Source organism: Haloarcula amylolytica JCM 13557, from assembly GCF_000336615.1.
Classification (GTDB): domain Archaea; phylum Halobacteriota; class Halobacteria; order Halobacteriales; family Haloarculaceae; genus Haloarcula; species Haloarcula amylolytica.
This window is the reverse complement of record NZ_AOLW01000022.1, coordinates 1-24,305: the sequence shown is the minus strand read 5'-3', so window position 1 is coordinate 24,305 and position 24,305 is coordinate 1. Positions and strand designations below refer to the sequence as shown.

Below are 24,305 nucleotides of genomic sequence, written 5' to 3'. Positions count from 1 at the left end.
CGCGCCGCTTCCCGGCGGAGGGCTTAACAGACATTCTCCCGTGGGAACCTGTATGCTCGACCAGTTCCGGAAGCGACTTCGCGCGGCGGTCAGACGGCTCCGGCGGGTCGAGCGCCGCGAACTACAGGACTTCAGACGGTGGGCCGAGGTGACCGAAAACCTCGTCCATCTCTCCATGCTGGTGTTCGTCCCGCTGGCTATCGTGCTGGTGACGACGCTGGCGAACGCCGTCCCGCAGTTGAGTTTCCTACTGTTCCCGCCGCTTGCAGCGGGGTCGTACACGCTCTTTGTCGACCCGACAAGCAAGTACTCCGACCCGAAGCGGTTCGTCGCGGGACTCACCATCGGTGCGGTCTGTGGGCTGGGCGCGCTCGCCGTCTCGAACAGCTACCTCACGGCCCCGGGCGGCCAGTTCGGCGTCACCGCGCTCGGTGCCGGCTTCGCCGTCTTCGCGACCGGCGTGGTCACCTGGCCGCTCGACATCGAGGAGCCGTCGTCGTACTCCACCGCCCTGCTGGCGCTGCTGGTCGAACCGAGCCAGCGGGCGGCGTTCGTTGTCAGCATCTTCCTCGCGAGTTCGCTCGTGGCAGCCCTCTTCGTCGTCTGGCGCGAGGAGTTCTACGAGCAGCGGGCGACGTACCTGTACGAGTCGATGTCCGGCGACGACCACGTCCTCGTCCCGATGCGCGGCGACTCGGCGGGCCAGACAGCGATGCTGGGCGCACGGCTCGCGGCTGCCCACGAAGCCGGGAAAGTCGTCTTGCTGGACATGGTTTCGGACAGCGACGCCGCCACGACCCAGCAGTCGCTCATGCGGGACACGATACAGATGGACATCCGGTCGGAGAACGGGTCCGACTCGCCATCGGCCCGGACTCGTCGCGTCGCTGACGGCGGTGACCCAGCCAACGCGTCGGTAGCACCCGACCAGACTGACCTCGAAGCGGAGGTCGATTGGCTGGAGACCCACGCCGACCGCATCGAGACGCGAACGGGCGTCTCCTGTCAGGTCGTCGTCGCGAGCGACGACGGGTCGCCGGCGAAGACGACGCTGCAAACCGCGGCCGAAACCGGCTGTGACCTCATCGTCGCGCCCTACGAGAGCCGACACGGGGCGTTGACGCCGTATTTACAGCGGCTGTTCCGCAGTAAAAGCGATATCGTCGTCCATCGGTCCCGGAGCGACCGGACCCGCTGGAAGCAGGTCATCGTCCCCGTGCGGTCTGTCAGTGACGTAGCCCACAACATGGTCGACTTCGCCACGCGACTGGCCGGTCGGAGCGGGCGGGTCGCCGTCGCGACCTGTATCGGGTCCCGCGGGGACCGCCGGCGGGCCGAGGAGATGCTCGCGGACCTCGTCGAGCCGTACGAGGGCGCGTTCGAGACGCGGGTTCCGCGGACGGACATCCAGACGTTCCTGTCCGACATCGCCCCGCAGTACGATCTGGTCATGATCGGGGCGAGCCGCGACCGGAGCAAGGCGTCGCGGTTCATCTCGCCGCCGACGTTCGAACGGCTAGAAAACGTCGAAACGGACGTCGCTATCGTCGACCGCGGCCGGGCCTAGATATCCGCGTCGTCCTCGTCGTTCACGTCGAGCAGGTGGTCGGCGATGTTCTCCATCCCCTTGCGACCCAGCGCGGACTGGACGATGAGATGGCCACCCAGCACTGCCGGGCTGATGACCGTGTCCGCGCCCGCACGGCGGAGCTTCTCGATGTTCTCGCGGTCCGTCGCCGCGGCGACGATGTTGACCTCCGGATTGAGCGTCTGTGCCGTCAGTATCGCCAGCGCGTCCTGTGCGTCGTCGTTCGTCGCCGCGACGACGGCGGCGGCGTCTTCGATGCCGGCCCGTTGCATCGGCTCTTCGTCGCTCGGGTCCGCGGTCAGAACGGCGATGTCCCGTTGCTGGAGCCGCGTGGCCGTCTCCGTGTCCGGCGTGATGACCACGAAATCGATTGCGCCGGTCAGTTCCTCGATGATCGGTTCCGTCAGGTCGCCGTGGCCGAGCACCAGTACGTGGTTCTCGAGCAAGTCCAGTTGTGCGTCAGTCATGTTTCCGAGTGCCTCCGAAAGCCGCTTCTCGATTGCCGGGCCCAGCAGCGACCCCAGTGCGATAGCGAAACTGGCCGTCCCGAGGACGACCACCGACATGCCGAACAGTTTCGCCTGCTGGCTCTGTGGGGTCATGTCGCCGTATCCGACGGTACTAGCCGTGACAAGTGTGTAGTAGAACGCGTCGGTCGCCGTCGAAAGATTGGTGAAGTCATCGCGGAGCGCGTACGACCCCGCCGTTCCGTACATGAGCGAACCGAGGAGCGCCGCGCCCGCGGCCAGTTGCGCCGTCGAGAGGTCGATCGGTCGGTCGAATCGCCGCCGGTTCAGGAGCATCGTCGGGAGCGAAAGCAGCGAGAGCGCAACGAGCGGGATCGATACCGCCGAACTCGGTACGGGGCCGACAAACGGGATCGATACCGCCGAGTTCTGCACCAGCCCTTGAACCGCCGCGACGGGAAGTAAGACGACGGTCGCGTACCACGCGACTCGCAGGCGACGGCGGAGTCCGACGACGCTGACGAGCAGCGTGAACCCCGTGAGCGCACCGGTGAACCCGGCGGTGCGCTGGAGGCTTCGCGGAATGAGGTCCCCGAGCGGCCCGCTAATCGACACGGCACTGATGTTGACCACACCAGTGACGAACGACAGCACCGCCACCAGCACCGGCAAGAGGATTGTCGCGCGCGCTCCCAGCCAGTCCCGCGGTCTGTCCATACCCATCCAGATTACAGCGGTCGGTGTAAATGTACTGTCCGCGGGCCGGAAGCGATTTACTACCGGCCACGCAGGATGTGGACATGGCTTCGCTCCCGGTTGAGGTGCTGATGGGGATCTATCTGGGGCTGTTGGTGGGAGTGATTCCCGCGCTCGTGTCGTGGGCGCTGGGGTTCAGTTTCAAGTACTTTACCGGCATTACCGTGCCAGGGTTCGGTGTTGTCGTGCTGGCAATCGCACTTGCCGGCGTCAGCGGGGGCCTCATGGCACTGGCGGACAAGTCGATTACGCAGGCCCCCAACGCCGAGCGAATCATTACTGCAATCGTTCTTGTCGGGATGGTGTCGCTGTACGCTCACAGCAAGGGCGACCAGCTCGGGGCGGAGTTCCCGAAGCGGCTCTCTTTCCAGGGGCTACGCGAGAAGAAACTCTCTGCGGACGTGGTCGAATTCGTCGGCGGCCGCGACGAGGTCCGTATCCGCGTTATCGGCGACGTGGCCGACATGGAGGGGTATCCGCCGCTTTCGGAGCCACTCCGGGCCGAGATACGCACCGAGGAGTGGCGGTTCCCGGCGGACCTCCGTATCGGCGAACTCGAACGCCGGATGGAGGAGCGGCTGAAATCGGAGTTCGACCTCGGCGACGCTGCCGTCTCGATCGACGAGCAGGGGCGGGCGACGGTCGTCGCCGCGCCGCCGTTTTCGGGCCTGTCGAAGCGTGTGGGCGACAACCGCCACGCCGTCTCGGTGGACGCGCTGTTGCCGACCGGGCTGGCCCGCAACGACGAGGTGACGGTGCTGACCGAGGACGCACAGGTCCGGGGGACCGTCGTGAGTGCCCGGTCGGCTCCGTCGGCCGCCGAGACGCCCGCCGAGACGCCGACGGAACCGGAGATCGCCGACGCCGAGCCGTCCACAGCGCCGGTCCAGGCACCGACGACCGACGGCGGCGAGGGCCGGCTCACGGTCGCCGTTACTCGGACGGACGTGCAACCGCTCTTGCGGTCGGCCCAGCCGAAGGTCGTGGTCGAGCCCCGCGGAACACACCGGGAGTACGAACTCGTCTCGCTGCTCCGCCGGGCCGGAAGCCGGTTTCGACGGCTCACGGTCCGCGCCGACGGTCCGCTGGACGGGACGACGCTCAGGGACGCGCACGTCCGCGAGGCCTACGACGTTGCCATCGTCGCTATCCGGACGGCGGACGGCTGGCAGGTCGCGCCACGCGGCGACGCGGCCGTCGAAGCCGGCGACGAACTGTACGCGATTGGCCGCCGTACCGACCTCGACGCCTTCGCGGAGGCGGTCGCATGACGCCGCTCGGCCCGGCACTGCTCGCACAGGCCGGTGCGAACCTGCAACTGGGGACGGTGTCACGGGCGCTGGTCGAGGGCGTTGTCTGGCTCCTCGTTATCACGCTCCTCGCCGCGACGCCGGCGGGCGCTATCGCCGTCTTCTATCGCTGGTACGTCCGTGAACGCATTCAGACCGGGCTGGCGGTCCTGTTCGGCCTGACCGCGGTCGTCCTCGTTATCGGCGCGACGACGGCGCTCAGCGAGGTCATCGCCCAGCGTGAGGACGTGCTGGCGGCCGGTGCAGTCCTGTTGAACCTCGCTGCGTTCCTCGCCGGCGGCGTCGGGGCCTACGGCGGGATGCGTATCGGGGACCGACTGGGCGTCGACCTCTTCGCCGCGACCGGCGGCCGGAACATCGACGCCGACGTGAGCGAGATCGTCCAGACCGTCGGCCGCGTCACGTCCGTTCGCCTGCCCGAGGATATCGACGACATCATCGGTTACGACCCGATGCCCGACGAGACCAAAGAGACGCTCGCGAACCGGCGCTTTCTCTTCCCGCGGCGGCTGACGAAAGACGAACTCCGGGACCGGCTGGTCGTCCGCCTCAAGACCGACTACGGCGTCGGCCACGTAGACGTCGAGCTGGCCGACGACGGCAACGTCGACTACCTCGCCGTTGGCTCACGGGCGGCCGGCATCGGCCCGACGCTGCCGCCCTCGACGAACGCCGTCGCCATCCAGGCCGATCCGGCCCACGCCGCGAGCGCCGGCGATCTGGTTCAGGTCTGGGAGCAAGCGCCGGCGAAGCGCGTGCTCACCGGCGAACTCCGGGGCGTCGCCGACGACGTGGTAACGGTCGCTATCGACGCCGCCGACACGCCGAAACTCGACCCGCAAACGCAGTACAAGCTCGTCACGCTTCCGGTGCAGGACCGCTCCGACCGGGAGTTCGCCTCGCTGCTCCGGGCGGCCGACGAGACGATGGGCACCGCCACCGTCGAACCGGGGAGCGCGCTCGACGGTGCGGCGGTCGGGAGTCTGGCAGTCACTGTGGTCGCGATCACCCGCGACGACACAGCGCCGGAGACGATCCCGTCCCGCGAGCGTGTGCTGGCGGCCGGCGACACTATCTACGCAATCGCCACGCCGGACGCGTTGCGGCGGCTGGAGGAAGCCACGGAAGGGACGGGCGAACCGGCCACGACGCCGACTGTGACGGACGAGCCAGGAGACGATACTGCTGCCGAGGACGGTCAGCCAGGCGCGTCTGACTCCGCTGACCTGACCGAGCGGACTGGCGGGACGGCGGAACCAGCGGCCGACACGACTGATGCCGATGCCCGCGACAGCGCGGGGGATGTCGACGCGACCGAGACTGAGACCGATGACACGACCGACGCCGACGCGGACACAGACACGGCTGACATCACCACCGCCGACGAGCCGACTGGCACCGCCGATGAGGATGAGGCGACTGCTGATACCGCTGCTGACGCTGGCTCGGCTGATATCGGCGCTGACGACGGGACAACCGAGACCGGAGACGAACCCACGGACGACGACCCGCTGGCGGCGCTTCGGAACGCCGATGTGGAGGACGCGGACGACGAGCTGACTGCGGACGAGGCGTTCGAGGACTTGCCGGCAGACGACGGCGACGACACCGTCGAAGTGTGGGACCCCGAAGAGCGGATCGGCGGGGCGGACGACGAGTCTGCTGCCGACGAGGTCGACGACAGCGACTCGGCGGACTCCGAAGCGCCCGCCGAGGACGGAGACGGCGTCGACGACGAATCGGCCGCTGCTGACGATTCGGAGAAGCCAAACTGAGAGGCGGGTACCGTTACTGCCAGATGCACGCCGTCGCGGACTGTCCTTCTCCTGTGCGGCTGAACGGGCCGGACACGGCGCGGTCCGGAACCCTCTTTTGCCGGACGCCCGGAGTACGGCTATGGAGTGGAAACTGTTCGCACACCTCCGGGACGCGGCCGACGGCCAGTCCGTCAGCGTCGATATCGAGGGGGACGCCACGGTCGAGACGGCGCTCGATGCGCTGCTCGCGTCGCGACCGGCGCTCGCCGAGGAGGTGCTCGACGAGAACGAGGAGTTGGCCGACCACATCCGGGTGCTCGTCGACGGCGAGGACCCGTTCGCCGCCGGTGAGGGGCTGGCGACAGCTGTCGACGAGGAGACGGAACTGGCGTTGTTCCCGCCGGTCAGCGGCGGCTGATACGGATTGTCGGCCGGGTCACTTTTTGAGCGGTCCCGCTACCGTCACGTTCGAGATGACGATGCGAACGCCGTCCTGATACTCGGTATCGAGCGTCACGTCCCAGCCGTGGGTCCGGGCGAGCATCCGCAGGTTCGGGAGCGTCATCCCGGCCTCGGCGTCCGGCATCGCGCCGCCGTACTCGAAGAAGGCCTCCGCCGCCGTCTCGCCCGCCGGAGTCCCGTCGTCGGTGATGACGATCTCGTCGGCCTCCCGCTCGACGGTGACCGTCGACGCGCCGTTGTGCGCCGCGAACGTGAACCCGCTCTCGAAGAGGTCCCGCAACCGAGTCGGGTCGGCGATTATCTGTCCCTCCACGTCGGCCGCCATCGTGAGGCCGTTCGTGTCGGCACGGTCCCAGGCTCCGTCGATGACCGGCTGGAGGTCGACAGCCGTCGTTTCGTCGATTGTCTGCCCGTGTCGAGCCAGCGTCGCGAGTCCGTCGACGATTTCTGACATCCGGTCGGCCGTCTCGGACGTCGACTGGAGGGATTCTTTGGCCAGATCGACCTTGCCGCGGTTCAGGGCGTCACCGGCGACGGAGACCCGACCGGTGATTATCTGGAGCGTGTTCAGCAGTTCGTGCCTGATTGCAGTGGCGAACCCCTCTAACTGCTCGTTCTGTCGGTCGAGTTCGCGGCGACGCCGCTCGCTTTCGGTCACGTCGGTGAACACGACCATCCGACCGATATCGACCTGTCCCAGCGAAAACGAGGTGTCGCTGACGAGGTAGTACTCCGTCCCGCCGTCCCGGTTCCGTTCGAGAATCTGCTCGTCCGTTTGCAGTATCTCTGAAACGGCCGGCAACACCGCATCAAGCTGCTGCCCGCGGCTTCCGGCCAGTGCTGGGAAGAGCCGTTGCGCCTCACCGTTGGACTCCTTGATGTGGCGATCATCGTCGAGATACACGACGGCCTCGTCGACGCCGTCGGTCAACTGCACGGCGAGAAACGCCTCGTCGTACACGTAGAGGACACCGAACGCGAACAGTGCGACGCCGAGCGGCTCGTGGTTGATGTCGAGCAGGATATCGCTGACGTACCCGACGATATCAAGCACCGCCGGGATCGCCGTGACACCGACCAGAACGCCGAGCGGACGGGTGTCGTAGTCCGCTTCGAGGAACAGTTCGAACAGCATGAAGAAGCCGACGGTGACGAGCGCGTAGGAGAGTCCCGTCACCACCCAGTGAAACACGCCGTGTGTGATTGCCAGATGCGGAAACGGGTCAGAGACGAACTGCGTGGCGAAATAGAGCCCGTGAAGCGGATTGGTCAGCTTCACCGTGACGATACCGAGGTACACGCTCACGGCGACCACACGGTATAGTCGGTTCCGGTGGAATGCCCGCCCGGTGTACGCCGAACAGAAGTACAACCACGCACCGACCGTCGCGAGACCGACGATGAGGCTGCCGAGGTAGAACGCGTATCCAAGCGTCCCGGGCGTGATCAGGAAACCGAGTTGCAGCGCCGCCCAGCCGCCGCTACAGAGCAGGAGTCCGACCATCCCGCGGCGGGTATCGGGGTCTTCAATGCGAGTCGCTCTGTAGAGCCCGACGCCGCATCCGACCGCCGCGAGGCCGTACGCCGCGACGTATACGAGAAATGCCGGCGAACTCCCAACAAGATCCATCTACCGGTGATAGGGCGGGTATTTGAATGAGTGTTGCGTCCGCGTTATCGGCTATGATAACTCTCCGAGGCCGTCTATCTCGAACACGAAGTCCGGGCGGCCGTCGATGTTCCCGCTGGCGTACGCGGCCTGGGCCACATGGCGCGGTGTCTCGGGGATGAGGACCCGCGTCCCGTCAACGCCGAGCATAGCTGCGTCAGCGGCTATCGCAGTGAACAACGCCCGCGCAGCGTCGACGTCGCTCCACACCCCGACCGCGTACTCCGAGAGCCGTTCGCCGTCAGCTTCGGTCGTCCGAACGCGACACGCCATCCCGCGTGGCTTATCCCCGACGGTCAGGACCGCCTGGTCAGTCGCCAGCCGGTCGAGCGTTTCCCGCGTCAGCGTCGAGAGCGCCCAGCTCTCCCCGCTGTCGAGCGCGAGCCCGGACAGGACGTCTCGTCCGTCGCTCTCCTGCCAGTAGCGCCACGCTGTCGCGGGGTCGTTTCTGACAGTCATCCCGGGCGTCTCGTCCGCCGGGTCGGGGTGTACCCAGCGGAACGACGTGACCGCCTCGAAGCCAGCAGCCAGCGACTGCCCGAGTCCGGCCTCGTTCCAGGAAAACACCATGCTTCGGCCGACTGACGCGCCGGCATCGGCCGCCCATTCTATGAGGTGGTCGGTCAGCAGCGACCCCAATCCCTGCCCTCTGTAGTCCGAGTCTATACGCATGCCCTGAAACCACGCCTCGGTCTCGGTGAGCATGACGGCCTGCGCGAGGCCGACGGCGTGACTGTCAACGTCGACGACGAGGGTTTTCCGGTCCGCGCCGTCGTCGTCGACCCAGTCGCGGAACACGTCGGGGATGTAATCGGCCATCGCGCGGTCGGCCCAGACATCGCTTGTCAGTTCGACAATATCGTCGTAGTCGTCGTGACGAGCCGTCCGAACAGTCGGCGACATACGGGCAGACTCTCCCGCGACGGTGAAAAAAGGGTCGCGTCGATTTGCCAGCCGGGAACGGCCCGTCCCGCCGAGGCTACCACACCGTGTTCGGTGCTACAGCCACGGCGTCGAGCGCTGCTGAATCTCGCCGGCAAGGGGTTCCTGCATAGCGTCGGCAACGTCGTCGCTGTTTGCCAGCGCCCACATGAGCTTGACCTTCGCTGTGCCGGGGAGCATGTCCTCGCCCTCGATGACGCCGGCGTCGAGCAAGTCCCGGCCGGTGTCGTAGACGCGGTCACAGACCCGGCCTTCGAGGCACTGGCTGGTCATGACCAGCGGGATGTCGAGTTCCTCGATGGTCCCGATCCAGTCGGTGTTGACGTGGCCGAGCCCGGTTCCCTCGATGACGACGCCCTCGCTGTCCTCGGCGGCGGCTTCTAGCAGCGACGGGGCCATTCCGGGGGAGAACTTCAGGAGTTCCACGTCCGTCTCGATGTCGTCGTGCAGCGCCAGGTCGACGGCGTCCCGTTCGGCGTATTCGCGGTGGAACGTAACTGTGCTCTCACCGTCGATGTCGTAATCGACCTCACCGAGCGGCTTCGCGCCGACCGTCTCGAAAGCGTCACGGCGCGAGGTGTGGTTCTTCCGGACGCGAGTGCCGCGATGGAGCGCACAGCGGTCGTCGGACTCGTCGGCGTGCATGCAGACCAGCACCTCCGCACAGTCGCTCGTGGCGGCCTCGACGGCGGAGACGGCGTTCATCACGTTGTCCGAGGACGGTCGGTCCGCCGAGCGCTGGCTGCCCGTAAAGACGATGGGGACCGGCGTGTCGAGCATGAACGACAGCGCCGACGCGGAGTACTGCATCGTGTCGGTGCCGTGCATGACGACGATGCCGTCCGCGCCGGCCTCGATCTCCTCGTGGACCGCCTGCGCGAGATCCTGCCAGACCGCCGGAGTCATGTTCTCCGAGAGGATGTTGGCGACGACGCGGCCGCGGTAGTTCGCCATCCCCGCGAGGTCCGGCACCGCTCGAAGCACGTCCTCGGCGTCGAACTGGGCCGTCACCGCGCCGGTGCGGTAGTCGACCGTCGAGGCAATCGTGCCGCCGGTGGAGATCAGCGAGACCGTCGGGAGGTCGTCGTCGAACTCGATGGCGGACTGGCTCTGTTCGTCCTGTGCGCTCTCGACGTCGTACACGTCCGATTCCAGCACGTCGACGGACGCGTCCTCTCGGTCGATGCCGACGTTGTACCCGCCGTCGAGTTTGACGACGAGGTGGTCGGGCGTACTCGACGGGAGCATCACGCCCTCGTAGGTCTGGGCCGCGCGCTCGACGCGGACCCGGTCGCCTGCGTTCATGCGCGGCACTTTCCGCCGGTGGGACTTGAACCCACTCGTTTCGACGAGCGCTCTCGGTCACGCGCCGGACCTGGCGAGCGGTCGATGGGTGGGTGTCCGCTGTGGTTCTGACCCGGGATGTCAACGTCCGTTACTGCGAGTTACAAACGGCACCAGACCACAATGTTATCCCACTAGACACTCATCTAACAAGTATGGCAGACAACAAGAACGGCCGCGAAGCCCAGGCCCAAAACGAGGAGCGCCGCCAGCGGGAGCGCGCTATCACTGAGGAGCTTGAGCGCGCGGACGAACCCGAGCCGCCGGTCGACCCGACGCAGCTCGCGTACTTCGAGACGGAACTCGATACGCTCGAATTCCCGGCGACAGCGGCTGACGTGGTCGCTACGGTCGGTGACCACGAGATCGAGTCGGTCGACGGGACGTACACCGTTGCGGACCTCTTGCCCGATGCGAAGATCGAGTCGTTCGACTCGCCGGCCGAGGTCCGGACGCGGGTCCAGCGGCCGACCGTAGCGGGGGCGATGAAACGCGTCGTGGAGGCCGCCGACGAGCACCAGAGCGCGTCCTTTGGCGCCTCACAGCGCGACGGCTACGAGCGGACGTTCCGGGAACTGCGGGCTATCGACGCGGATGACGACGACGAAGGTATTCGGGCCATCGCCGACTGGATTATCGAGCGCACCCACGAGAAAGAGACGCTTCCCGGGTCCCGCGACGTCCGCCGACAGGCGGCGAAGTTCTGCCGGTCGAACGGCTACTCGGTTCGCAACGACGAGTGGCTCGGTATCTGAGCGACACACCTCCGTATCCCTGACTGCCGGCGGCCCCCACAAGGACCATACTGCTCGCGGTTCCACACTCTATATGGCCGAACGAACCGAGGAGCGGACCCGCGACGCGGACGCGAAATCGGGCAGTGACCTCGGCGTCGATGTCGGCACGACGGCACCGGTCGAGACGGATGTCGCTGTCGGGGAATCGCGCGATGCGGAGACGTCTGTCACCGAAACGTCCACGACAGACAGCGGGAGCTACTTCTCACTGCGGGCGCTGCTGTTCGCTTTCGGTGCGGTCGGCGGCGGGATGGTACTCGGCGGGCTGATACCGCTCGTCCCGTTCACCGAACTGGTCGGCATCCTGCTTGGCGGATTCGTCTACGGACTGCTCGCCAGCGAGCGCCGATACGCCGAACTCGGGCTGGCGGGCGCTGTCAGCGGCGGCGCAACGGCCGTTCTGTCCCTCCTCCCACAGCTCGCCGCGGGACTGAACGGCACCAGACTGTTCGCTATCGCCGGCGGTGTCGGCCTCGTACTCGCGCTCGTCGGGCACTACTTCGGCCGCGACCTGCGGAGCGGGCTGACGAAAGACCTGTAGCTCTCTTGACGGCAGATTTGGATCAGTGCCGCGACCGCCCCTTCTGAGCTTACTGTACTGGATAGTCCTGTCGTACGGTATGCCGCGTATCGGTCGACCGGACAAACGATGCCGGTCTCTTCTGCTGGGAGCCTGCGTGTGAAAGAGTGCGCAATACTAGTTTCGACGTGGACAGACTCCCTGTCACGTAATATCGACTGTACTGGTCTTGTGATATAGTGCATGAACAAACCTATATCTCCAGAATAATGGATAATATCTGACCGTCTGATTCACTTTCACGCATTTTGGACACGATATCTTGAGTTGATAACGCTTATAACTCTCGTATGTAAACTCCCGGAGTAGAACGCATGGCACCAGAGACATACGGGCTCATCAGCCTGTTTCCGGCGATGCTCGCCATTGTACTGACGCTGTTCACTCGCCAAGTACTCCTCTCGCTGTTTGCAGGTATCTGGATCGGAGCGACGGTGCTCGTCGGCTGGAATCCGGCCGCCGGAGCCGCCCGGAGCCTCCAGTTCGTCGTGGATAACGTGACCGAACCGTTCAACGTCAAACTGCTACTGTTCACGTTCCTCATCGGGGCAATGCTGGGGATGATCTTCCTCTCCGGCGGGATGAACGCGCTGGCGTCACAGATGGTCAAGCGCATTCGGACCCGCCGGCAGGCGGCGCTTGGCACGTCGCTACTGGGAATGACCATCTTCGTCGACTCGTACGCCTCGACGATGATTACCGGGTCGGTCATGCGCCCGATCACCGACAAGTTCGACATCAGTCGCGAGAAGTTGGCGTATATCCTCGACTCCACCACTGCACCGACCGCGTCGATATCAGTCGTCTCGACGTGGCTCGGGTTCGAAGTCGGACTTATCGCCGAGCAACTGACCACAATCGGGGTGGACCGAAGCGCGTTCCTGCTGTTCCTCGAATCGATTCCCTATCGGTTCTACAGTCTCCTTGCGCTCGCAATGGTCTTTATCATCGTCATCGCGGATCTGGACTTCGGCCCGATGGCGAAGGCCGAACGCAGAGCCAGAGAGGAGGGGAAAGTCCTCGGCGACAACGCGGACCCGCTGATGGAAACACAGGAGGACGATATCGTGACGCCCGACCACGTCGACCCGCGGTGGTGGTACTTCGCCGCGCCGATCGCCGCACTCGTGGGGGTGACCGGGTTCTCGCTGTATTACTCCGGCGGCGGGTTCGCCGGGCGCAGTCTCACCGACGCACTGTCGAACGCGGCCACTGCGGACGCCATCGTCTGGGCCTCGTTCTCGGCCTGTCTGGTCATTCTGACAATTCTGGTCGGGCACGCACGCATCGCGGTCGACGAAGTGAGCGACGCCATCTTCGAGGGGTTCAAAATGGTGATGTTCCCCGTCGCGGTGCTCTCGCTCGCGTGGTCAATCGGCGCTGTGAGCCAGGCACTGGGTGTCGGCCCCTACGTCGTCGCCATCAGTGAGGGGATTATCACGGCCGGGATGCTGCCCGCTATCATTTTTCTCAGCGCCGTCATAATCAGCTTCAGCATCGGCACGTCTTGGGGAACGATGGGTATTCTGTTCCCGGTCGCGATCCCGCTCGGACACGCGCTCGGCGCGCCGCTGGCACCGGCCATCGCGGCGATCCTGACCGGTGCGCTGTTCGGCGACCACTGCTCGCCCATCTCCGACACGACGGTGATGTCGAGTATGTTCGCCGCGAGCGACCACGTCGACCATGTGAACACCCAGATTCCCTACGCAGTGCTGGCCGGCATCGTCGCAACCGGGCTGTTCCTGATGGCCGGCTACGGTGTCCCGGCGTACGTCGCACTCCCGATCGGACTGGCCGCTGTCGGATCTGTGACGTACCTGCTCTCGGAACAGCTGTCGGTCGAGGTTCCGAGTTCGTACGGGTCGAAAGCGGACTGAGACGGTCCGCTGTTTGAACTACTGTTCTGTTCAGACGATTTCCCAGCCGTCGTCGGTCCGTTCGACCACGTCGTCGTCTGCAAGCCGAGTGAGCGCTTCCTCGACGATCTCCGGCGGGGCCTCTATCTCTCGAGCAAGCGCCGGAACGGTGTCGATACCGTTTGCGAGCCCGCTGACCAGTTCTGCGTACAGTCGTCCGTCGCCGTTCTCGAAGCCGGAGTCGATGCGGTCCCGCACGTCGGTCATGCGGGCCTGCACCCATCGCTGGGCCAGCGACAGTTCGTTCTCTAGCTGCTGGAGATGCTCCAGTTCCCGCGCCAAGTCGTGAAAATCCCCGTCGGACGTGGACCCAACGTCTATCGAGAGATGGCGGCAAGAGGGCATCTCGAACTCGGGGTTTGCCGGGTAGGCGCTCTTGGTACCGAACTCGTAGGGAGAGACTCGAACTTCCAGACGGAGATTCCGGGCGATAGAGAAGTACTTCCGGCGCTGGTCGTCCGTCCGGGAATCGACGAGCCCGGCGTCTTCGAGCTTCTGGAGGTGGTCGATGACAGCTTTCGGGCTGACGCCGATGTATTCACTGATTTCCGTGACGTAGCAGGGTTTGTGTGCGAGGAGTTTGAGAATCCGCCGGCGGTTGGCGTTTCCAAGGAGATTGAGTAACTCGGCGGAGTCCATCGATACGTAGGTAGCGGGTCACGGTTCAAAAGCATGACTCTCGTCGGGCGGTTTGCTGGTGTCACTCGGCTACGCTAGCTGATCCATCCACGACGTGTTCTGTGAGCCGCTGTTCCCGTTCCCCTGACCGCTTCCGCCATCACCGCCCTGTCCGCCACTGTTCCCCTGCCCGTTATCCTTTCCGCCGTCATTCGCGTTGCCGTTGTTACCGCCGGACGCGCCGCCAGAATCATCAGCACCGTTACTATCAGAGGTGTCGTCAGCACCGTCACTGCCAGAACTTCCGTCAGAGTCATCGGAACTGTCGTCAGAACTGTCACTGTCAGAACTTCCGTCAGAGCCATCGGCACGGCCACTGTCAGAACTGTCGTCGGAGTCCGATGTACCGGCTGAATCATCCTCCCCACCACTGTCGGCTTCATCTGAACCGCTGTCGTCTCCTGCGGTATTGTCGCCGCTGTCACTGCCGTCCCCATTCCCGTTGCCTCTGTCGTTGCCCTGTTCAGCCCCGTTTCCCTGTGTGGACTCCCCGGTTTCGTTTCCGCTGTCGTCAGGCCCGTCGTCCGGTGGCCCCTGGTCGCTCTCGTTTCGTTGTTGTCCGGGTGCGTCAGCAGGCGGTCCCTGTTCGCTCTGGTTTGCACCCCGTTCGGACGTGTTGGCTGGTGGTCCCTGTTCGCTCTGGTTGGTTCCAACGCCGTCCGGCGGCCCCTGCTCACTTCGGTTGACTCCGGCGTCGTCCGGTGGTCCCTGCTCACCTGGGCCGGCGGTCTCTGGCGGTCCGGCGATGCCGCGAGCAATCGACGAGACCTGCTGGCCGGAGAGCTTGCTTGCGTTCTGTTTCAGTCGCTCCAGTGCGGTGTCGTTCACACCGGTCTGTTCGGCGGCCGTGTCGGTGTCGTTAATCGCGGTCTGTAGGCCCGCGATCTCCGCCGTGAGCCGGCTCTGCTGAGCTACGTACGCCTGCTCACTGATGTTTCCGTTCTCGTATCGCTGTTCGAGCGTGGCGTTGCGCTCCTGAAGCCGTTCGAGCCGGCGTTCGAGCGAGCCGGCTCGCTCCGTGACCAGTTCGGCTCGTTCAGTTCCGTTCGATTGGTTGTACGCCGACCGCCACATCCCGTTCTCGACCGTGTCGTTTGCGGCGGCAGAGTTCGACTGCAGGAACGCCGTGAGTTGCGTTCCCATCCCGTTGGCAGAGTCGTTCTGCGTGGCCACTGTCTCCGTCGCGGTCTCCTGCGCTGTCACGGCCGGGAGGCCGACAGCGACAGTCCCGACGATGACCAGCACTGTGAGGAGCGTGGCCTGGCGTGGGCTCATTCCTATCCATACCTCTACCCTCCCACATCAAAAAGAAACGCCTTCGTTCGTGTCGTTCACAGACGCCTGAAACAATCGCAGATAGTCCAAGAGTGTTTAAGCTGTCTTCTGTGTCGGTGCGACCATCGGCAGCAGCCGCCAGGCGATCACTACCGACAGCACCGAGAGCGCGACGGTGGCGAGCGGTAACACGAGGCCTGGGTCGTACCGCAACGGCGGATGATACCCGAAGCCGTAATCGAGCACGTCGTTGCCGAGTGCCAGAACCAGCGCAGTCACGAGCGCGCCCCTCGTCGTCCGGGCGTAGTGAGGGACTAACAGCCCCTCGGCAACGAACCCGAGATGGGTGACGATGATGCCGAAATACGCCCACGGGGCGGGGAAGTAGGCGTCGAAGCCGATGTTTAACGCCACGACGGTCCACAGCCCCATCTTGATCAGCCAGACCAGCGCAATAGTGTGGAGGTACGCGAGCGGCACCGTCAGCGGCACCTCGTCGAGTGACTTGCCGAGGAACGGCAGGAGGGTCGCAACCGACAGCGTCATCAGGAACAGCGCCACCGGCGAGTCGGCGTACAGCGGCCAGAGGAACGTTGACACCTCGGGCATTGTCTCGACGTAATACCGGATACCGACGAGCATCGCGACGGCGTTGACGACCAGCAGCCACACGAGACTCGGCGTCTGTTCCAGGTAGTACCGCGCGTACCGACGTGGCAACGGCCCCCGCTGCTCGCTCATGGATCGAATCGGGGCCGGCCGTGGCATAGCCCTGTCGGACGGGAGCCGACACCGCGTCGTCCACCCACTGAGTCCGCGCTGTTTGCACGACGGCAAAAGGTTGCCGGCGAACACTTATGTATGTCAATGACACACATTCAGTTGCACCGATGTTCGAACAGTTTTCGCGCGGATACTACCTCGGCCGCCTCTACGTCGAACCGAGAGACGACGCGGCGGCCGCGATGTGTCGCGAGCAGCACGAACGAGTGAACGAACAGTTGTACGCCTCCGGCGAGGGGGTCGAACGCACAGACTATCCGCTGGTAATGAAACTCGGCTCCCAGCACTTCGCCGTCCACGGGGACGAGCAGGTCCCGGCGGACACACTCGTCGTTCCCGAAACGATGCTTGCGGACGCCAACGTTCGGAACCCGCCCAGCCTCGAAGAAGTGTTTCTGGCGAAAGCGGACCACGCCGCACAACTGCTCTCTATCTCGGAGGGGACGCCGACACTTCCCGATACCGCGGTCTGATGGCGTAAAACCCCGCTCTGGTGACGGTCTCCGCTTCCACCGAGCGGGCAGAAAGCGGGGGACTTCTCGCGGGCCGGTATAAGTAGGTTATACGCTTAAGCTACAGAGCAATGCGGGCAGGTGGCTTCTATTCACCTGTATGTCACAGCGGAACCATGCAGACGATCAGGACAGAGCTACGGAATCCAAATTCTACCTCCCCGCAGGGACCACCCCGTCGTCCGAAGCCGGCTGGTTCGAGCGTCTCTGGGCCGTGCTGTTCAATCATCGCGTCTGAACCATCGATGTGCGAGACTGTGCTGAACAGTGGGGTGATTTCTGATCGGGTCTCTCAGGTTGACCGGCTCGTATCGACGCGCAAACCCTGACCGTAGTCTCGTGCGCAGAAACCACGACCAACCGACCCAGTTAAGCTACCGCACGGCTACCGTTATAACGCCTACTTGTCCGCCTTAGCGCACCAACCACTATACAGAACAATGACCGATATCACGGCGGTCGTCCGAGCCGAGCACCCCGACATAGTGCTCACGGAGACCGTTACTCACGACCGAAGTTCGAAAGTCAGGTCGGTGTCAGAGGCGGGAACAGACCCGACATCGGGAAAATTCTTCTATCACATCGAATCATCCGATTTCCAACAGTTCGAAGACGGATTACGGAACGACAGTACCATTGGCGAATTCGAACGAGTCATCGAAACCCGAGACGACGAGGCCATCTACAGCTTCGAGTACACGGACGAGGCGAAGATTCTCTCTCCTGTAATTTCCTCCGCGAACGGTGTCATTCTCGACATGGAGAACGACGGGAGCGCCTGGATTCTGACAGTGTGGATGCCCGACCGAACGGATCTGGTTCACCTCTGGGACTACGCACAACAGAACGGGATTGATATCGATTTGCTGCGCGTGAACGAATACGCCAGTTTAGGGAATACCGACGCTGGGCTGACCGACAGCCAGCGAGAAGCGCTCCTCGTCGCGTTCGAAACGGGATATTTCGAAGAACCGCGGAACGCGACCCTCAGCGATGTCGCCGCCGATCTGGATATCTCTCAGCCGGCAGCCAGCGGGCTCCTCCGACGCGGCATCAAGCGACTCATCATCTCGTCCCTGCGGGATGACAGCGAAACGCCAGATTGACCGACGGCTTCTCGCTGCAGTGGCGGTCCGGGAAGCCACTTTTAAGCCTGTTCCCGTCCGCCATCCAGTCGATGCTTGACCGGTTGCTGGGCAGAGCGTCGCTGAAAGAGCGGGTGGCCGAACTCGAAGAGGAGAACCATCACCTCGAACGACAGCTTGACGCCGAGAAAGAGCGCCGCGCCGACGCAGCGACCGAGCGCCAGCGGGCCGAGGCCGAGGTCAACCGGCTGGAGGACCGCGTCGCCGAACTCCAAGACCGCGTCGAGCGGTTACAGGACGAAGAAGGCGAATCGACGTTCCGGACCGAGGAGACACTCAGCAGGGCGCGGCTGAGTGAGGTCCTCGACAGGCTGGAATCTGTCGAGACGGAGCCGGAAGGCGTCTTTACCGCCTACGTCGACGGGGAGCACTCCCTCCCTGCCCCGGTCCGGGAGGCCTTCGGCGACCGCGCGTCGCTGGTCGCCAGCGCCGCGCCGTGCCTAGCTGTTACGGATGACGCAGGCCTCCTGTCGGCGTGTCTGTCCGTCCCCGCGCCGCCGTCGCCGTTCACCGAGTGGGCCGACGCCGTTCGACTGGAGCGGTCGTGGTTCGAACCGACCGGTAAACACGTCGTCGCGCTGGTCCGTTCCGACCTGTTCGCCCTGGGCGAGTACGACGGCCGGGAGCAGGCTGCCTTCCACGGCTTCGACTCGGAGCTGAAAAGCCAGCACTCGAAGGGCGGCTTCTCACAGAGCCGGTTCGAGCGGCTCCGGGACCAGCAGATCGACTCCCATCTCGACCGCTGTCGGGCAGCTATCGAGGAGGTGTCGCCCGACCGGCTGTACGTCGTCGGCGAGGGATCGGTCATCCACGAGTTCGAGGCCCTCGCGACGGCGACGAAGCCGGTCGACGCGACCGGGGAGCCGGACGACGCGCTCGACGACGCCGTCCGGTCGCTGTGGACGGTTCGGTTGCGCGTGCCGTAGTTCGGGCTCGTCTATCCCAGCTCCGTCGGTGCCGGTTCCGTAGCTTTTTCGCGGGGCGGCGATTCTGTCCGGCTATGGCCGTAGCCATTCTGACACACGACGCCTTCCCCGACCGAGCCAAGACGGCTGTCGGGCTGTTGCGGTACGGCGACCGGGAAGTACGAGCACTCGTCGACCGCGAGCGGGCCGGCCAGCGCGTCCACGACTCGCTGGCGGACGTGCAGGACGCCCCAATCGTCGCGTCGATGGCCGACGCACCCGACGTCGACGCGCTCGTCATCGGCATCTCGCCCATCGGCGGCGAGTTCGACGAGTCCTGGCGCGACGACGTGCGAACAGCGCTCGAACGCGGCTGTGACGTGTACTCGGGACTGCACTACTTCCTGGCCGACGACGAGGAGTTCGCTCGCCTCGCCGACGACCACGACGCCGAACTGCACGACCTCCGCAAGCCGCCCGAAGACCTGACCGTGGCGGCGGGGACCGCCGGCGACGTGGACGCGACGGTCGTGACGACCGTCGGCACCGACTGCTCGACGGGGAAGATGACCGCCTCGTTCGAGATTCGTGACGCAGCACGGGAGCGCGGCCTCGACGCGGCCGTCGTCCCGACCGGGCAGACCGGCATCGCCATCTCCGGCCGGGGCATCGTCGTCGACCGCGTCATCGCCGACTACGCGGCCGGTGCGGTGGAACGGCTGGTCGAAGAAGCACAGGCCGCGGACCTCCTCGTGGTCGAAGGCCAGGGCGCGCTTGCCCACCCGGCCTATTCGGGCGTGACGACGAGCATCCTCCACGGGTCGGCCCCCGACGCGCTCGTCATGTGTCACGAGGCCGGCCGGGAGCGGATTCACGGCTACGAGTCCTTCGACATTCCGCCGCTCCCCGAGTACGTCGACATCTACGAGCGGCTGGCCGCGCCCATCTCGGACGCGTCAGTCGTCGCGGGGATGCTGAACACGCGCCATCTCGACGACAGCGAGGCCGCGGATGCTGTCGCGGGGTACAGCGACGCGCTGGACGTGCCGGCGACTGACCCCGTCCGCCACGGCGTCTCAGACGAGATACTGGACGCCATCCTATGAACTGGAGCGCCGACCGCTACGACCTGCCGCTATCGAACCCGTTCGGAATCTCGCGGGAGACCAGTGAGACCAGCGAAACCGTCGTGGTCGAACTCACCTACGAGGGAACCACCGGAATCGGGGCCGTCACGCCGTCGGCGTACTACGACGAGAGTGCGGCGTCGGTGGCCGAAACGCTGCCATCGCTCTGTGAGGTTGTCGCCCGAATCGGCGACCCGCACGCCCAGCAGCGTATTGAACGAGAACTCGGCGAGCGAGCGCCGGACCAGCCCGCCGCCCGGACGGCACTCTCCATCGCCGTCCACGACCTCGCCGCTCGGAGCCTGGACCTGCCGCTGTACCGCCAGTGGGGGCTCGACCCCGACGCGGTCCCGCCGACCACCTATACGGTCGGCATCGACACGCCCGAGCGGATGGCCGAGAAAGCCGGGACGGCGGCCGACAGCGGCTTCGGCCGTCTGAAGGTCAAACTCGGAACCGACGACGACCGAGCGCGACTGGACGCGGTCCGGGACGCGGCCCCCGACGCCGAGGTACGCGTCGACGCCAACGCCGCCTGGACGCCCGAGGAGGCTATCGACAAGGCGGACTGGCTCGCCGACGCCGGCGTCACGATGCTGGAACAGCCGGTCGACGCCGACGACATCGGCGGTCTTCGCCGCGTGACCGACGCGACCGAGATCCCCGTCGCGGCCGACGAGTCCTGCGTTACCGCGTCGGACGTGCCGCGGGTCGCCGACGCCTGCGACATCGTCAACGCCAAACTGGTCAAATGCGGCGGCCTCCGGCCCGCAATGCGGCTCCTCCACGCCGCCGACGCGCACGGCCTCGACTCGATGCTCGGCTGCATGGTCGAGTCGAACGCCAGCATCGCCGCGGCGGTCCACCTCGCGCCGCTCGTCGACTACGTCGACCTCGACGGGGCGCTCCTGTTGGCATCGGACCCTTACGCCGGTGTGCCGCTCGACGGTGCCGTGTTCGACCTCACTGCGGTGTCGGCCGGTACCGGCGTTCGGCGGGCGCGAGACGCGTAGCTGTGAGACAGTACCGATAAAAAATCCGGTTCGGAGTATTATGTGGCCCGTTTACGCCGACTCGACGGCGTCCAGCAGTTCGTCGTAGTCCGGCTCGTTGGTCGGGTCGTCGGCGACCCAGCTATAGGCGACTTCGCCGTCGTCGTCGACGACGAACACGGCGCGGTTCGCGACGCCGAGCAGCCCGAGGTCTTCGATGTCGATTTCGAGGTCGTAGTCCTGAATCGCCGACCGGCCCATGTCGCTGACCAGGTCGAACTCCAGACCGTGCTCGTCACGGAAGGAGTTCAGCGAGAACGCCGAGTCGGCGCTGAGGCCGAGCACCGTCGCGCCGGCGTCGTGGAAGTCCCCGAGGTGCTCCTGCAGGGCCACCATCTCGTTGGAGCACGGCGGCGTGAACGCGCCCGGGAAGAAGGCGAGCACGACCGGCCCGTCGCCCAGGTGGTCGCTCAGTTCGAAGTCCGCTACCTCACCGTTCGCGATTGTCGCCGAGATGTCCGGCGCTGTGTCGCCTGTGGATACCATCACCCGAATATAACGGCGTCACCCGAATAAATACCCGCCATCCGGCAGGGGTGCCGACTCCGGTTCGCCGTGAGACTGGTCGCTTACACCCACTCGTCGAAGGAGTGGTGCTCGCGGCTCGCCTCGATGTAGTCCCGCTGCATCGACTGGATGGCTGACGAGAGGTCATCACCCGCATCGAGGGACTGTCGAACCCGGTCGATCTTCCAGTCGCTCGGGGTCATGCCGGCCTCGTAGCGGGCTTCAATCGGGTCGAGATACTCGTCGATGCGAGCCTCGGGCACGCCCTGCTCGGCCAGCCCCAGACGGGCGTACTGGAAGATTTCGTCGTAGATCTCGTCGTGGTCGGCCGTCCGCTCGCCCCCCGCTGTCACCCAGGACAGGTCCGCGTCGGAGCCGTCTGCTGCGGCGCTGTAGAAGCTCCGCCTGGCTTCCTGCCAGGGCAGTTCCGCGGCGGGATGGTCGGCGACGACCAGCCCGCGGATGAGACCGACCGTCAGCGCCTGCAGTCCGATCATGTCTTTGGCGTGGGGCTGGGTCGGCAGCGGGCGGTACTCGATGCGGAGCGACTTCTCCGTGCTGGCCCCGTCGACGGGCGTCCCGCCGACGACACAGCGGAGCCAGCGCCAGTAGGTCCCGCGCTTGTGGTCGAACTCCCAGAACTCGTCTTCGAACGCCGTTCGCTCGTCGTCGTGCAGGAACTCCCGGAGGAACGGGGCAAACTGGTCGTCGTCGACGACGCGGCCGACAACGTCCGTCGTGTCGTCGAGGTCCCGCGGCACCCGGACCTTCGGGTTCTCGCTGGTGTTGACCGACTGCTCGAAGGCCGCGATGCGGAGTTCGTGGTGCGTGTTCGCACAGAGCCACTCGCCGTCGGTGTCGCCGTACATATCCGCCGGGAGGAACGGCGAGTTCACCGAGAGCGCGAGCAGCGGCCCGAGCGTCCGGATCGCGGCGTTGTAGTACTCGGTGAACGCCTCGGCGTCCGGAACCTGGAGGTGAGGCTGGATCGAGGTGGCCAGCGACTCGAACAGAATGGTCGGGAACGACCCGCTGTACCCCGGCACGTCGAAGTCGATGCTGCCGCCGGCGTGGTCCAGCGCCTCGTTGTCCAGCGCCACGTATCTGGGGGCCTGCCGCATGTTGTCCGCGAGGACGACGCCGTCGTTCGTCTCGTGTGCCGAGAGGTACTGCTCGCTGCCCTCCTCGGGCGGGATGGTCCACATCGCGTCGAGGACGAGTTCGCAGTTGTGCTTGCTCGCCTGCTGGCGGGCCTGTTTCGTCTGCATCTCCACCGCCGTCGTCTGGACCTCCATCCCGGTCTGGTCGAAGCTGTTCGGTTCGGTGTTGACCTCGGCGTTGTGCAGGCCAAGTTCCTTGTTGGCCTCGCCCTCGAACACCACGTCGGGCAGGCGGGTCAGCCGCCCCTCCCAGTCCTCGGGGTCCATGTACGGCTCGTCACTTTCTTCCTCGACTGACGACTCGACGGCCGGTTCGGCCTCCTCCTTCTCTGGCGTCTCCGGTTCGTCCTCGGCCAGCGGGCTGTCCGGGTCGATGTCGAGCGACGGTCCCTCTCCGGGACCGAACGAATCCTCGGACTCGGCAGCGGTTTCGCCGGCGTTCTGGTCCAGTGACTCACCGCCGGCTGGTTCCAGCGGGTCGCCCTCGTCTGGCTCCAGCGACGGCCCGTCGCCATTTGGTTCCAGTGATGCGCCAGCGCCGTCTTCTGGCTCCGCCGGCGCGTCGAGCGACCCGCTCCAGGCCGCCCCGCCCGATCCGCTCAGGTCGTCGTCGAGGTCTTCTTCGGCGACTCCCTCGTCGTCTGCTTCCTCGTCTGGCTCGGGTGGGTCCGGCTCCGCGTTGATGGCGTACAGTTCGATCTCCAGGCCGACGGAGAACGCTTCGTTGTCGAACTCCCCGGCCTCGATGGCTCTCCGGAGCTGCATCGCCTGTTCGTCGACCCGCTCAGTGAACTCCGCGGCAGTGTCGTCGGCGAGCGACCGGGTCACTAGGTCGACGATATCGTCCATGCTCGGTACTGTGTGGGCTCTTCCACTATAAGTGACCCGTCGTGCGTTTCCAGCGTTGATACTCGGTGTTACTCGAACAGGTCCTCGTGGCGGGCCGCGAGGTTGGCGTAATCGCCGGAGCTGAACGCCTCGAACACCTCGTTGGGGTCGATTGTTGTCTCGGACAGCGGTGTCACCGTGGCTGGGCTCCCGCGGACGAACGACTCGGCGGGGACCTCGTAGCCCGGCGGGACGACCGTTCCCATCGCGACGATGGAGCCCTCGCCGATGGTGGCGTCACTGACCGTGGAGTTGAAGCCAACGAGCGCGCCGTCCTTGACCGCCGCGTCGTTGAGGACGGCCCCGTGGCCGACCATCACCTTCTCGCCGACGGTCGATGCGTGGACGATGGCCCCGTCACCGATCGCCGATTCGCGGCCCACCTCGACGGGGGCCACGTCGCCGCGCAACACGACGCCGGGCCAGACGTTCGCGTTCGGGCCGACAGTGACGTCGCCCACCAGCGTCGCCTCGCGGCTGACGTGGGCGTATCCGTGGATGTTCGGCGTGGCTCCCTCGAACGCGTACTCTCGGCTGTCCATACTGCTCCCATCGTGTCGGCGGCTCGAAAAGATACCGGTCAGAACGGGGTGTTACAGCGGGAGCAAGGCGAAAGCCCACCCCTTCAGGGGTGTGGATGAAGCCGACAACCCGGCAGCTTCGCCTGTAGCCTCACTCAGCC

General features: G+C 65.5%; 23 protein-coding genes. 13 read left to right on the top strand and 10 right to left on the bottom strand.

Annotated features, from left to right (window positions below; all coding sequences use genetic code 11):
* Positions 1–52: 52 nt before the first annotated feature.
* A complete protein-coding gene (locus tag C442_RS11670; protein ID WP_008310674.1) occupies positions 53–1,567 on the top strand; it encodes an HPP family protein in 1,515 nt (504 codons plus the stop codon).
* Here C442_RS11670 and C442_RS11665 read toward each other — a convergent pair.
* Positions 1,564–2,772: an NAD-binding protein gene (locus C442_RS11665; RefSeq protein ID WP_008310673.1), complete on the bottom strand. Its 1,209-nt coding sequence runs from the start codon at positions 2,770–2,772 to the stop codon at positions 1,564–1,566. The two genes, C442_RS11670 and C442_RS11665, sit on opposite strands and share 4 nt — an antisense overlap.
* Before the next feature lie 29 nt (positions 2,773–2,801).
* Here C442_RS11665 and C442_RS11660 point away from each other — a divergent pair, with 29 nt between their 5' ends.
* The 3 genes from C442_RS11660 (at position 2,802) to C442_RS11650 (ending at position 6,296) form a co-directional block, all read left to right on the top strand.
* Positions 2,802–4,082: a potassium channel family protein gene (locus C442_RS11660; RefSeq protein ID WP_008310671.1), complete on the top strand. Its 1,281-nt coding sequence runs from the start codon at positions 2,802–2,804 to the stop codon at positions 4,080–4,082.
* Entirely contained in the window at positions 4,079–5,896 is a 1,818-nt protein-coding gene (locus C442_RS11655) for a TrkA C-terminal domain-containing protein (protein WP_008310669.1), read from the top strand. The genes C442_RS11660 and C442_RS11655 overlap by 4 nt, the downstream gene beginning before the upstream one ends.
* A 121-nt stretch (positions 5,897–6,017) precedes the next feature.
* Positions 6,018–6,296 (top strand): ubiquitin-like small modifier protein 1, encoded by a 279-nt coding sequence (locus C442_RS11650; protein WP_008310667.1) that lies wholly within the window; start codon positions 6,018–6,020, stop codon positions 6,294–6,296.
* A gap of 18 nt (positions 6,297–6,314) precedes the next feature.
* On the opposite strand, the gene C442_RS11645 is transcribed toward C442_RS11650, so the two are convergent.
* The 3 genes from C442_RS11645 to gatD all read right to left on the bottom strand — a co-directional run bounded on the left by C442_RS11645 (position 6,315) and on the right by gatD (position 10,256).
* A complete protein-coding gene (locus C442_RS11645; RefSeq protein WP_008310666.1) occupies positions 6,315–7,970 on the bottom strand; it encodes a histidine kinase N-terminal 7TM domain-containing protein in 1,656 nt (551 codons plus the stop codon).
* A 51-nt stretch (positions 7,971–8,021) separates the two neighbouring features.
* Complete coding sequence (locus tag C442_RS11640) at positions 8,022–8,912, bottom strand: GNAT family N-acetyltransferase (RefSeq protein ID WP_008310664.1); 891 nt, start codon at positions 8,910–8,912, stop codon at positions 8,022–8,024.
* A gap of 96 nt (positions 8,913–9,008) precedes the next feature.
* Positions 9,009–10,256, bottom strand: a complete 1,248-nt coding sequence (gatD, locus tag C442_RS11635; protein ID WP_008310662.1) for a Glu-tRNA(Gln) amidotransferase subunit GatD — start codon at positions 10,254–10,256, stop codon at positions 9,009–9,011.
* 194 nt (positions 10,257–10,450) lie between these two features.
* Between gatD and C442_RS11630 the strand changes: the two genes are divergently transcribed.
* The 3 genes from C442_RS11630 (at position 10,451) to C442_RS11620 (ending at position 13,552) form a co-directional block, all read left to right on the top strand.
* Complete coding sequence (locus C442_RS11630; RefSeq protein ID WP_008310661.1) at positions 10,451–11,050, top strand: DUF5789 family protein; 600 nt, start codon at positions 10,451–10,453, stop codon at positions 11,048–11,050.
* A gap of 73 nt (positions 11,051–11,123) precedes the next feature.
* Positions 11,124–11,633 carry a hypothetical protein gene (locus tag C442_RS11625; RefSeq protein ID WP_008310660.1) on the top strand — a complete coding sequence of 170 codons (510 nt, stop codon included), beginning with the start codon at positions 11,124–11,126 and terminating at the stop codon, positions 11,631–11,633.
* Positions 11,634–11,986: 353 nt separating this feature from the next.
* Positions 11,987–13,552, top strand: coding sequence for a Na+/H+ antiporter NhaC family protein (locus tag C442_RS11620; protein ID WP_008310659.1), 1,566 nt, complete (start codon positions 11,987–11,989; stop codon positions 13,550–13,552).
* A gap of 30 nt (positions 13,553–13,582) precedes the next feature.
* Here the strand turns inward: C442_RS11620 and C442_RS11615 are convergent, their stop codons facing one another.
* From C442_RS11615 to C442_RS11605, 3 genes are all read right to left on the bottom strand, one after another.
* Positions 13,583–14,230 carry an ArsR/SmtB family transcription factor gene (locus C442_RS11615; RefSeq protein WP_008310658.1) on the bottom strand — a complete coding sequence of 216 codons (648 nt, stop codon included), beginning with the start codon at positions 14,228–14,230 and terminating at the stop codon, positions 13,583–13,585.
* A 69-nt stretch (positions 14,231–14,299) separates the two neighbouring features.
* Positions 14,300–15,544 carry a hypothetical protein gene (locus C442_RS11610; RefSeq protein ID WP_008310657.1) on the bottom strand — a complete coding sequence of 415 codons (1,245 nt, stop codon included), beginning with the start codon at positions 15,542–15,544 and terminating at the stop codon, positions 14,300–14,302.
* A 96-nt stretch (positions 15,545–15,640) separates the two neighbouring features.
* A complete protein-coding gene (locus C442_RS11605; RefSeq protein WP_049942959.1) occupies positions 15,641–16,285 on the bottom strand; it encodes a DUF1405 domain-containing protein in 645 nt (214 codons plus the stop codon).
* A gap of 149 nt (positions 16,286–16,434) precedes the next feature.
* Here C442_RS11605 and C442_RS11600 point away from each other — a divergent pair, with 149 nt between their 5' ends.
* From C442_RS11600 to C442_RS11580, 6 genes are all read left to right on the top strand, one after another.
* Positions 16,435–16,800, top strand: a complete 366-nt coding sequence (locus tag C442_RS11600; protein ID WP_008310655.1) for a DUF5802 family protein — start codon at positions 16,435–16,437, stop codon at positions 16,798–16,800.
* A 139-nt stretch (positions 16,801–16,939) separates the two neighbouring features.
* Positions 16,940–17,077 (top strand): hypothetical protein, encoded by a 138-nt coding sequence (locus tag C442_RS21825; RefSeq protein ID WP_161606626.1) that lies wholly within the window; start codon positions 16,940–16,942, stop codon positions 17,075–17,077.
* A gap of 202 nt (positions 17,078–17,279) precedes the next feature.
* Positions 17,280–17,945, top strand: a complete 666-nt coding sequence (locus C442_RS11595) for a helix-turn-helix domain-containing protein (protein WP_008310652.1) — start codon at positions 17,280–17,282, stop codon at positions 17,943–17,945.
* Positions 17,946–18,016: 71 nt separating this feature from the next.
* Complete coding sequence (locus tag C442_RS11590; protein WP_049942958.1) at positions 18,017–18,910, top strand: Vms1/Ankzf1 family peptidyl-tRNA hydrolase; 894 nt, start codon at positions 18,017–18,019, stop codon at positions 18,908–18,910.
* Positions 18,911–18,984: 74 nt separating this feature from the next.
* Positions 18,985–19,995, top strand: a complete 1,011-nt coding sequence (locus C442_RS11585) for a DUF1611 domain-containing protein (protein WP_008310648.1) — start codon at positions 18,985–18,987, stop codon at positions 19,993–19,995.
* On the top strand, positions 19,992–21,029 hold the full coding sequence (locus tag C442_RS11580) for a dipeptide epimerase (RefSeq protein WP_008310645.1): 1,038 nt from the start codon (positions 19,992–19,994) through the stop codon (positions 21,027–21,029). The genes C442_RS11585 and C442_RS11580 overlap by 4 nt, the downstream gene beginning before the upstream one ends.
* Positions 21,030–21,080: 51 nt before the next feature.
* Here C442_RS11580 and C442_RS11575 read toward each other — a convergent pair whose 3' ends face one another.
* From C442_RS11575 to C442_RS11565, 3 genes are all read right to left on the bottom strand, one after another.
* A complete protein-coding gene (locus tag C442_RS11575) occupies positions 21,081–21,554 on the bottom strand; it encodes a peroxiredoxin (RefSeq protein WP_008310643.1) in 474 nt (157 codons plus the stop codon).
* 83 nt (positions 21,555–21,637) lie between these two features.
* Entirely contained in the window at positions 21,638–23,584 is a 1,947-nt protein-coding gene (locus C442_RS11570) for an ICP22 family protein (RefSeq protein ID WP_008310641.1), read from the bottom strand.
* Between the two features lie 68 nt (positions 23,585–23,652).
* Entirely contained in the window at positions 23,653–24,165 is a 513-nt protein-coding gene (locus tag C442_RS11565) for a gamma carbonic anhydrase family protein (RefSeq protein ID WP_008310638.1), read from the bottom strand.
* Positions 24,166–24,305 lie beyond the last annotated feature (140 nt).

Excerpts from the sequence above, each read along its gene's own strand:
- C442_RS11670 (WP_008310674.1), top strand. The coding sequence starts at position 53 with ATGCTCGACCAGTTCCGGAAGCGACTTCGCGCGGCGGTCAGACGGCTC.
- C442_RS11665 (WP_008310673.1), bottom strand. The coding sequence starts at position 2,772 with ATGGACAGACCGCGGGACTGGCTGGGAGCGCGCGCGACAATCCTCTTG.
- C442_RS11660 (WP_008310671.1), top strand. The coding sequence starts at position 2,802 with ATGTACTGTCCGCGGGCCGGAAGCGATTTACTACCGGCCACGCAGGAT.
- C442_RS11655 (WP_008310669.1), top strand. The coding sequence starts at position 4,079 with ATGACGCCGCTCGGCCCGGCACTGCTCGCACAGGCCGGTGCGAACCTG.
- C442_RS11650 (WP_008310667.1), top strand. The coding sequence starts at position 6,018 with ATGGAGTGGAAACTGTTCGCACACCTCCGGGACGCGGCCGACGGCCAG.
- C442_RS11645 (WP_008310666.1), bottom strand. The coding sequence starts at position 7,970 with ATGGATCTTGTTGGGAGTTCGCCGGCATTTCTCGTATACGTCGCGGCG.
- C442_RS11640 (WP_008310664.1), bottom strand. The coding sequence starts at position 8,912 with ATGTCGCCGACTGTTCGGACGGCTCGTCACGACGACTACGACGATATT.
- gatD (WP_008310662.1), bottom strand. The coding sequence starts at position 10,256 with ATGAACGCAGGCGACCGGGTCCGCGTCGAGCGCGCGGCCCAGACCTAC.
- C442_RS11630 (WP_008310661.1), top strand. The coding sequence starts at position 10,451 with ATGGCAGACAACAAGAACGGCCGCGAAGCCCAGGCCCAAAACGAGGAG.
- C442_RS11625 (WP_008310660.1), top strand. The coding sequence starts at position 11,124 with ATGGCCGAACGAACCGAGGAGCGGACCCGCGACGCGGACGCGAAATCG.
- C442_RS11620 (WP_008310659.1), top strand. The coding sequence starts at position 11,987 with ATGGCACCAGAGACATACGGGCTCATCAGCCTGTTTCCGGCGATGCTC.
- C442_RS11615 (WP_008310658.1), bottom strand. The coding sequence starts at position 14,230 with ATGGACTCCGCCGAGTTACTCAATCTCCTTGGAAACGCCAACCGCCGG.
- C442_RS11610 (WP_008310657.1), bottom strand. The coding sequence starts at position 15,544 with ATGAGCCCACGCCAGGCCACGCTCCTCACAGTGCTGGTCATCGTCGGG.
- C442_RS11605 (WP_049942959.1), bottom strand. The coding sequence starts at position 16,285 with ATGAGCGAGCAGCGGGGGCCGTTGCCACGTCGGTACGCGCGGTACTAC.
- C442_RS11600 (WP_008310655.1), top strand. The coding sequence starts at position 16,435 with ATGTTCGAACAGTTTTCGCGCGGATACTACCTCGGCCGCCTCTACGTC.
- C442_RS21825 (WP_161606626.1), top strand. The coding sequence starts at position 16,940 with ATGTCACAGCGGAACCATGCAGACGATCAGGACAGAGCTACGGAATCC.
- C442_RS11595 (WP_008310652.1), top strand. The coding sequence starts at position 17,280 with ATGACCGATATCACGGCGGTCGTCCGAGCCGAGCACCCCGACATAGTG.
- C442_RS11590 (WP_049942958.1), top strand. The coding sequence starts at position 18,017 with ATGCTTGACCGGTTGCTGGGCAGAGCGTCGCTGAAAGAGCGGGTGGCC.
- C442_RS11585 (WP_008310648.1), top strand. The coding sequence starts at position 18,985 with ATGGCCGTAGCCATTCTGACACACGACGCCTTCCCCGACCGAGCCAAG.
- C442_RS11580 (WP_008310645.1), top strand. The coding sequence starts at position 19,992 with ATGAACTGGAGCGCCGACCGCTACGACCTGCCGCTATCGAACCCGTTC.
- C442_RS11575 (WP_008310643.1), bottom strand. The coding sequence starts at position 21,554 with ATGGTATCCACAGGCGACACAGCGCCGGACATCTCGGCGACAATCGCG.
- C442_RS11570 (WP_008310641.1), bottom strand. The coding sequence starts at position 23,584 with ATGGACGATATCGTCGACCTAGTGACCCGGTCGCTCGCCGACGACACT.
- C442_RS11565 (WP_008310638.1), bottom strand. The coding sequence starts at position 24,165 with ATGGACAGCCGAGAGTACGCGTTCGAGGGAGCCACGCCGAACATCCAC.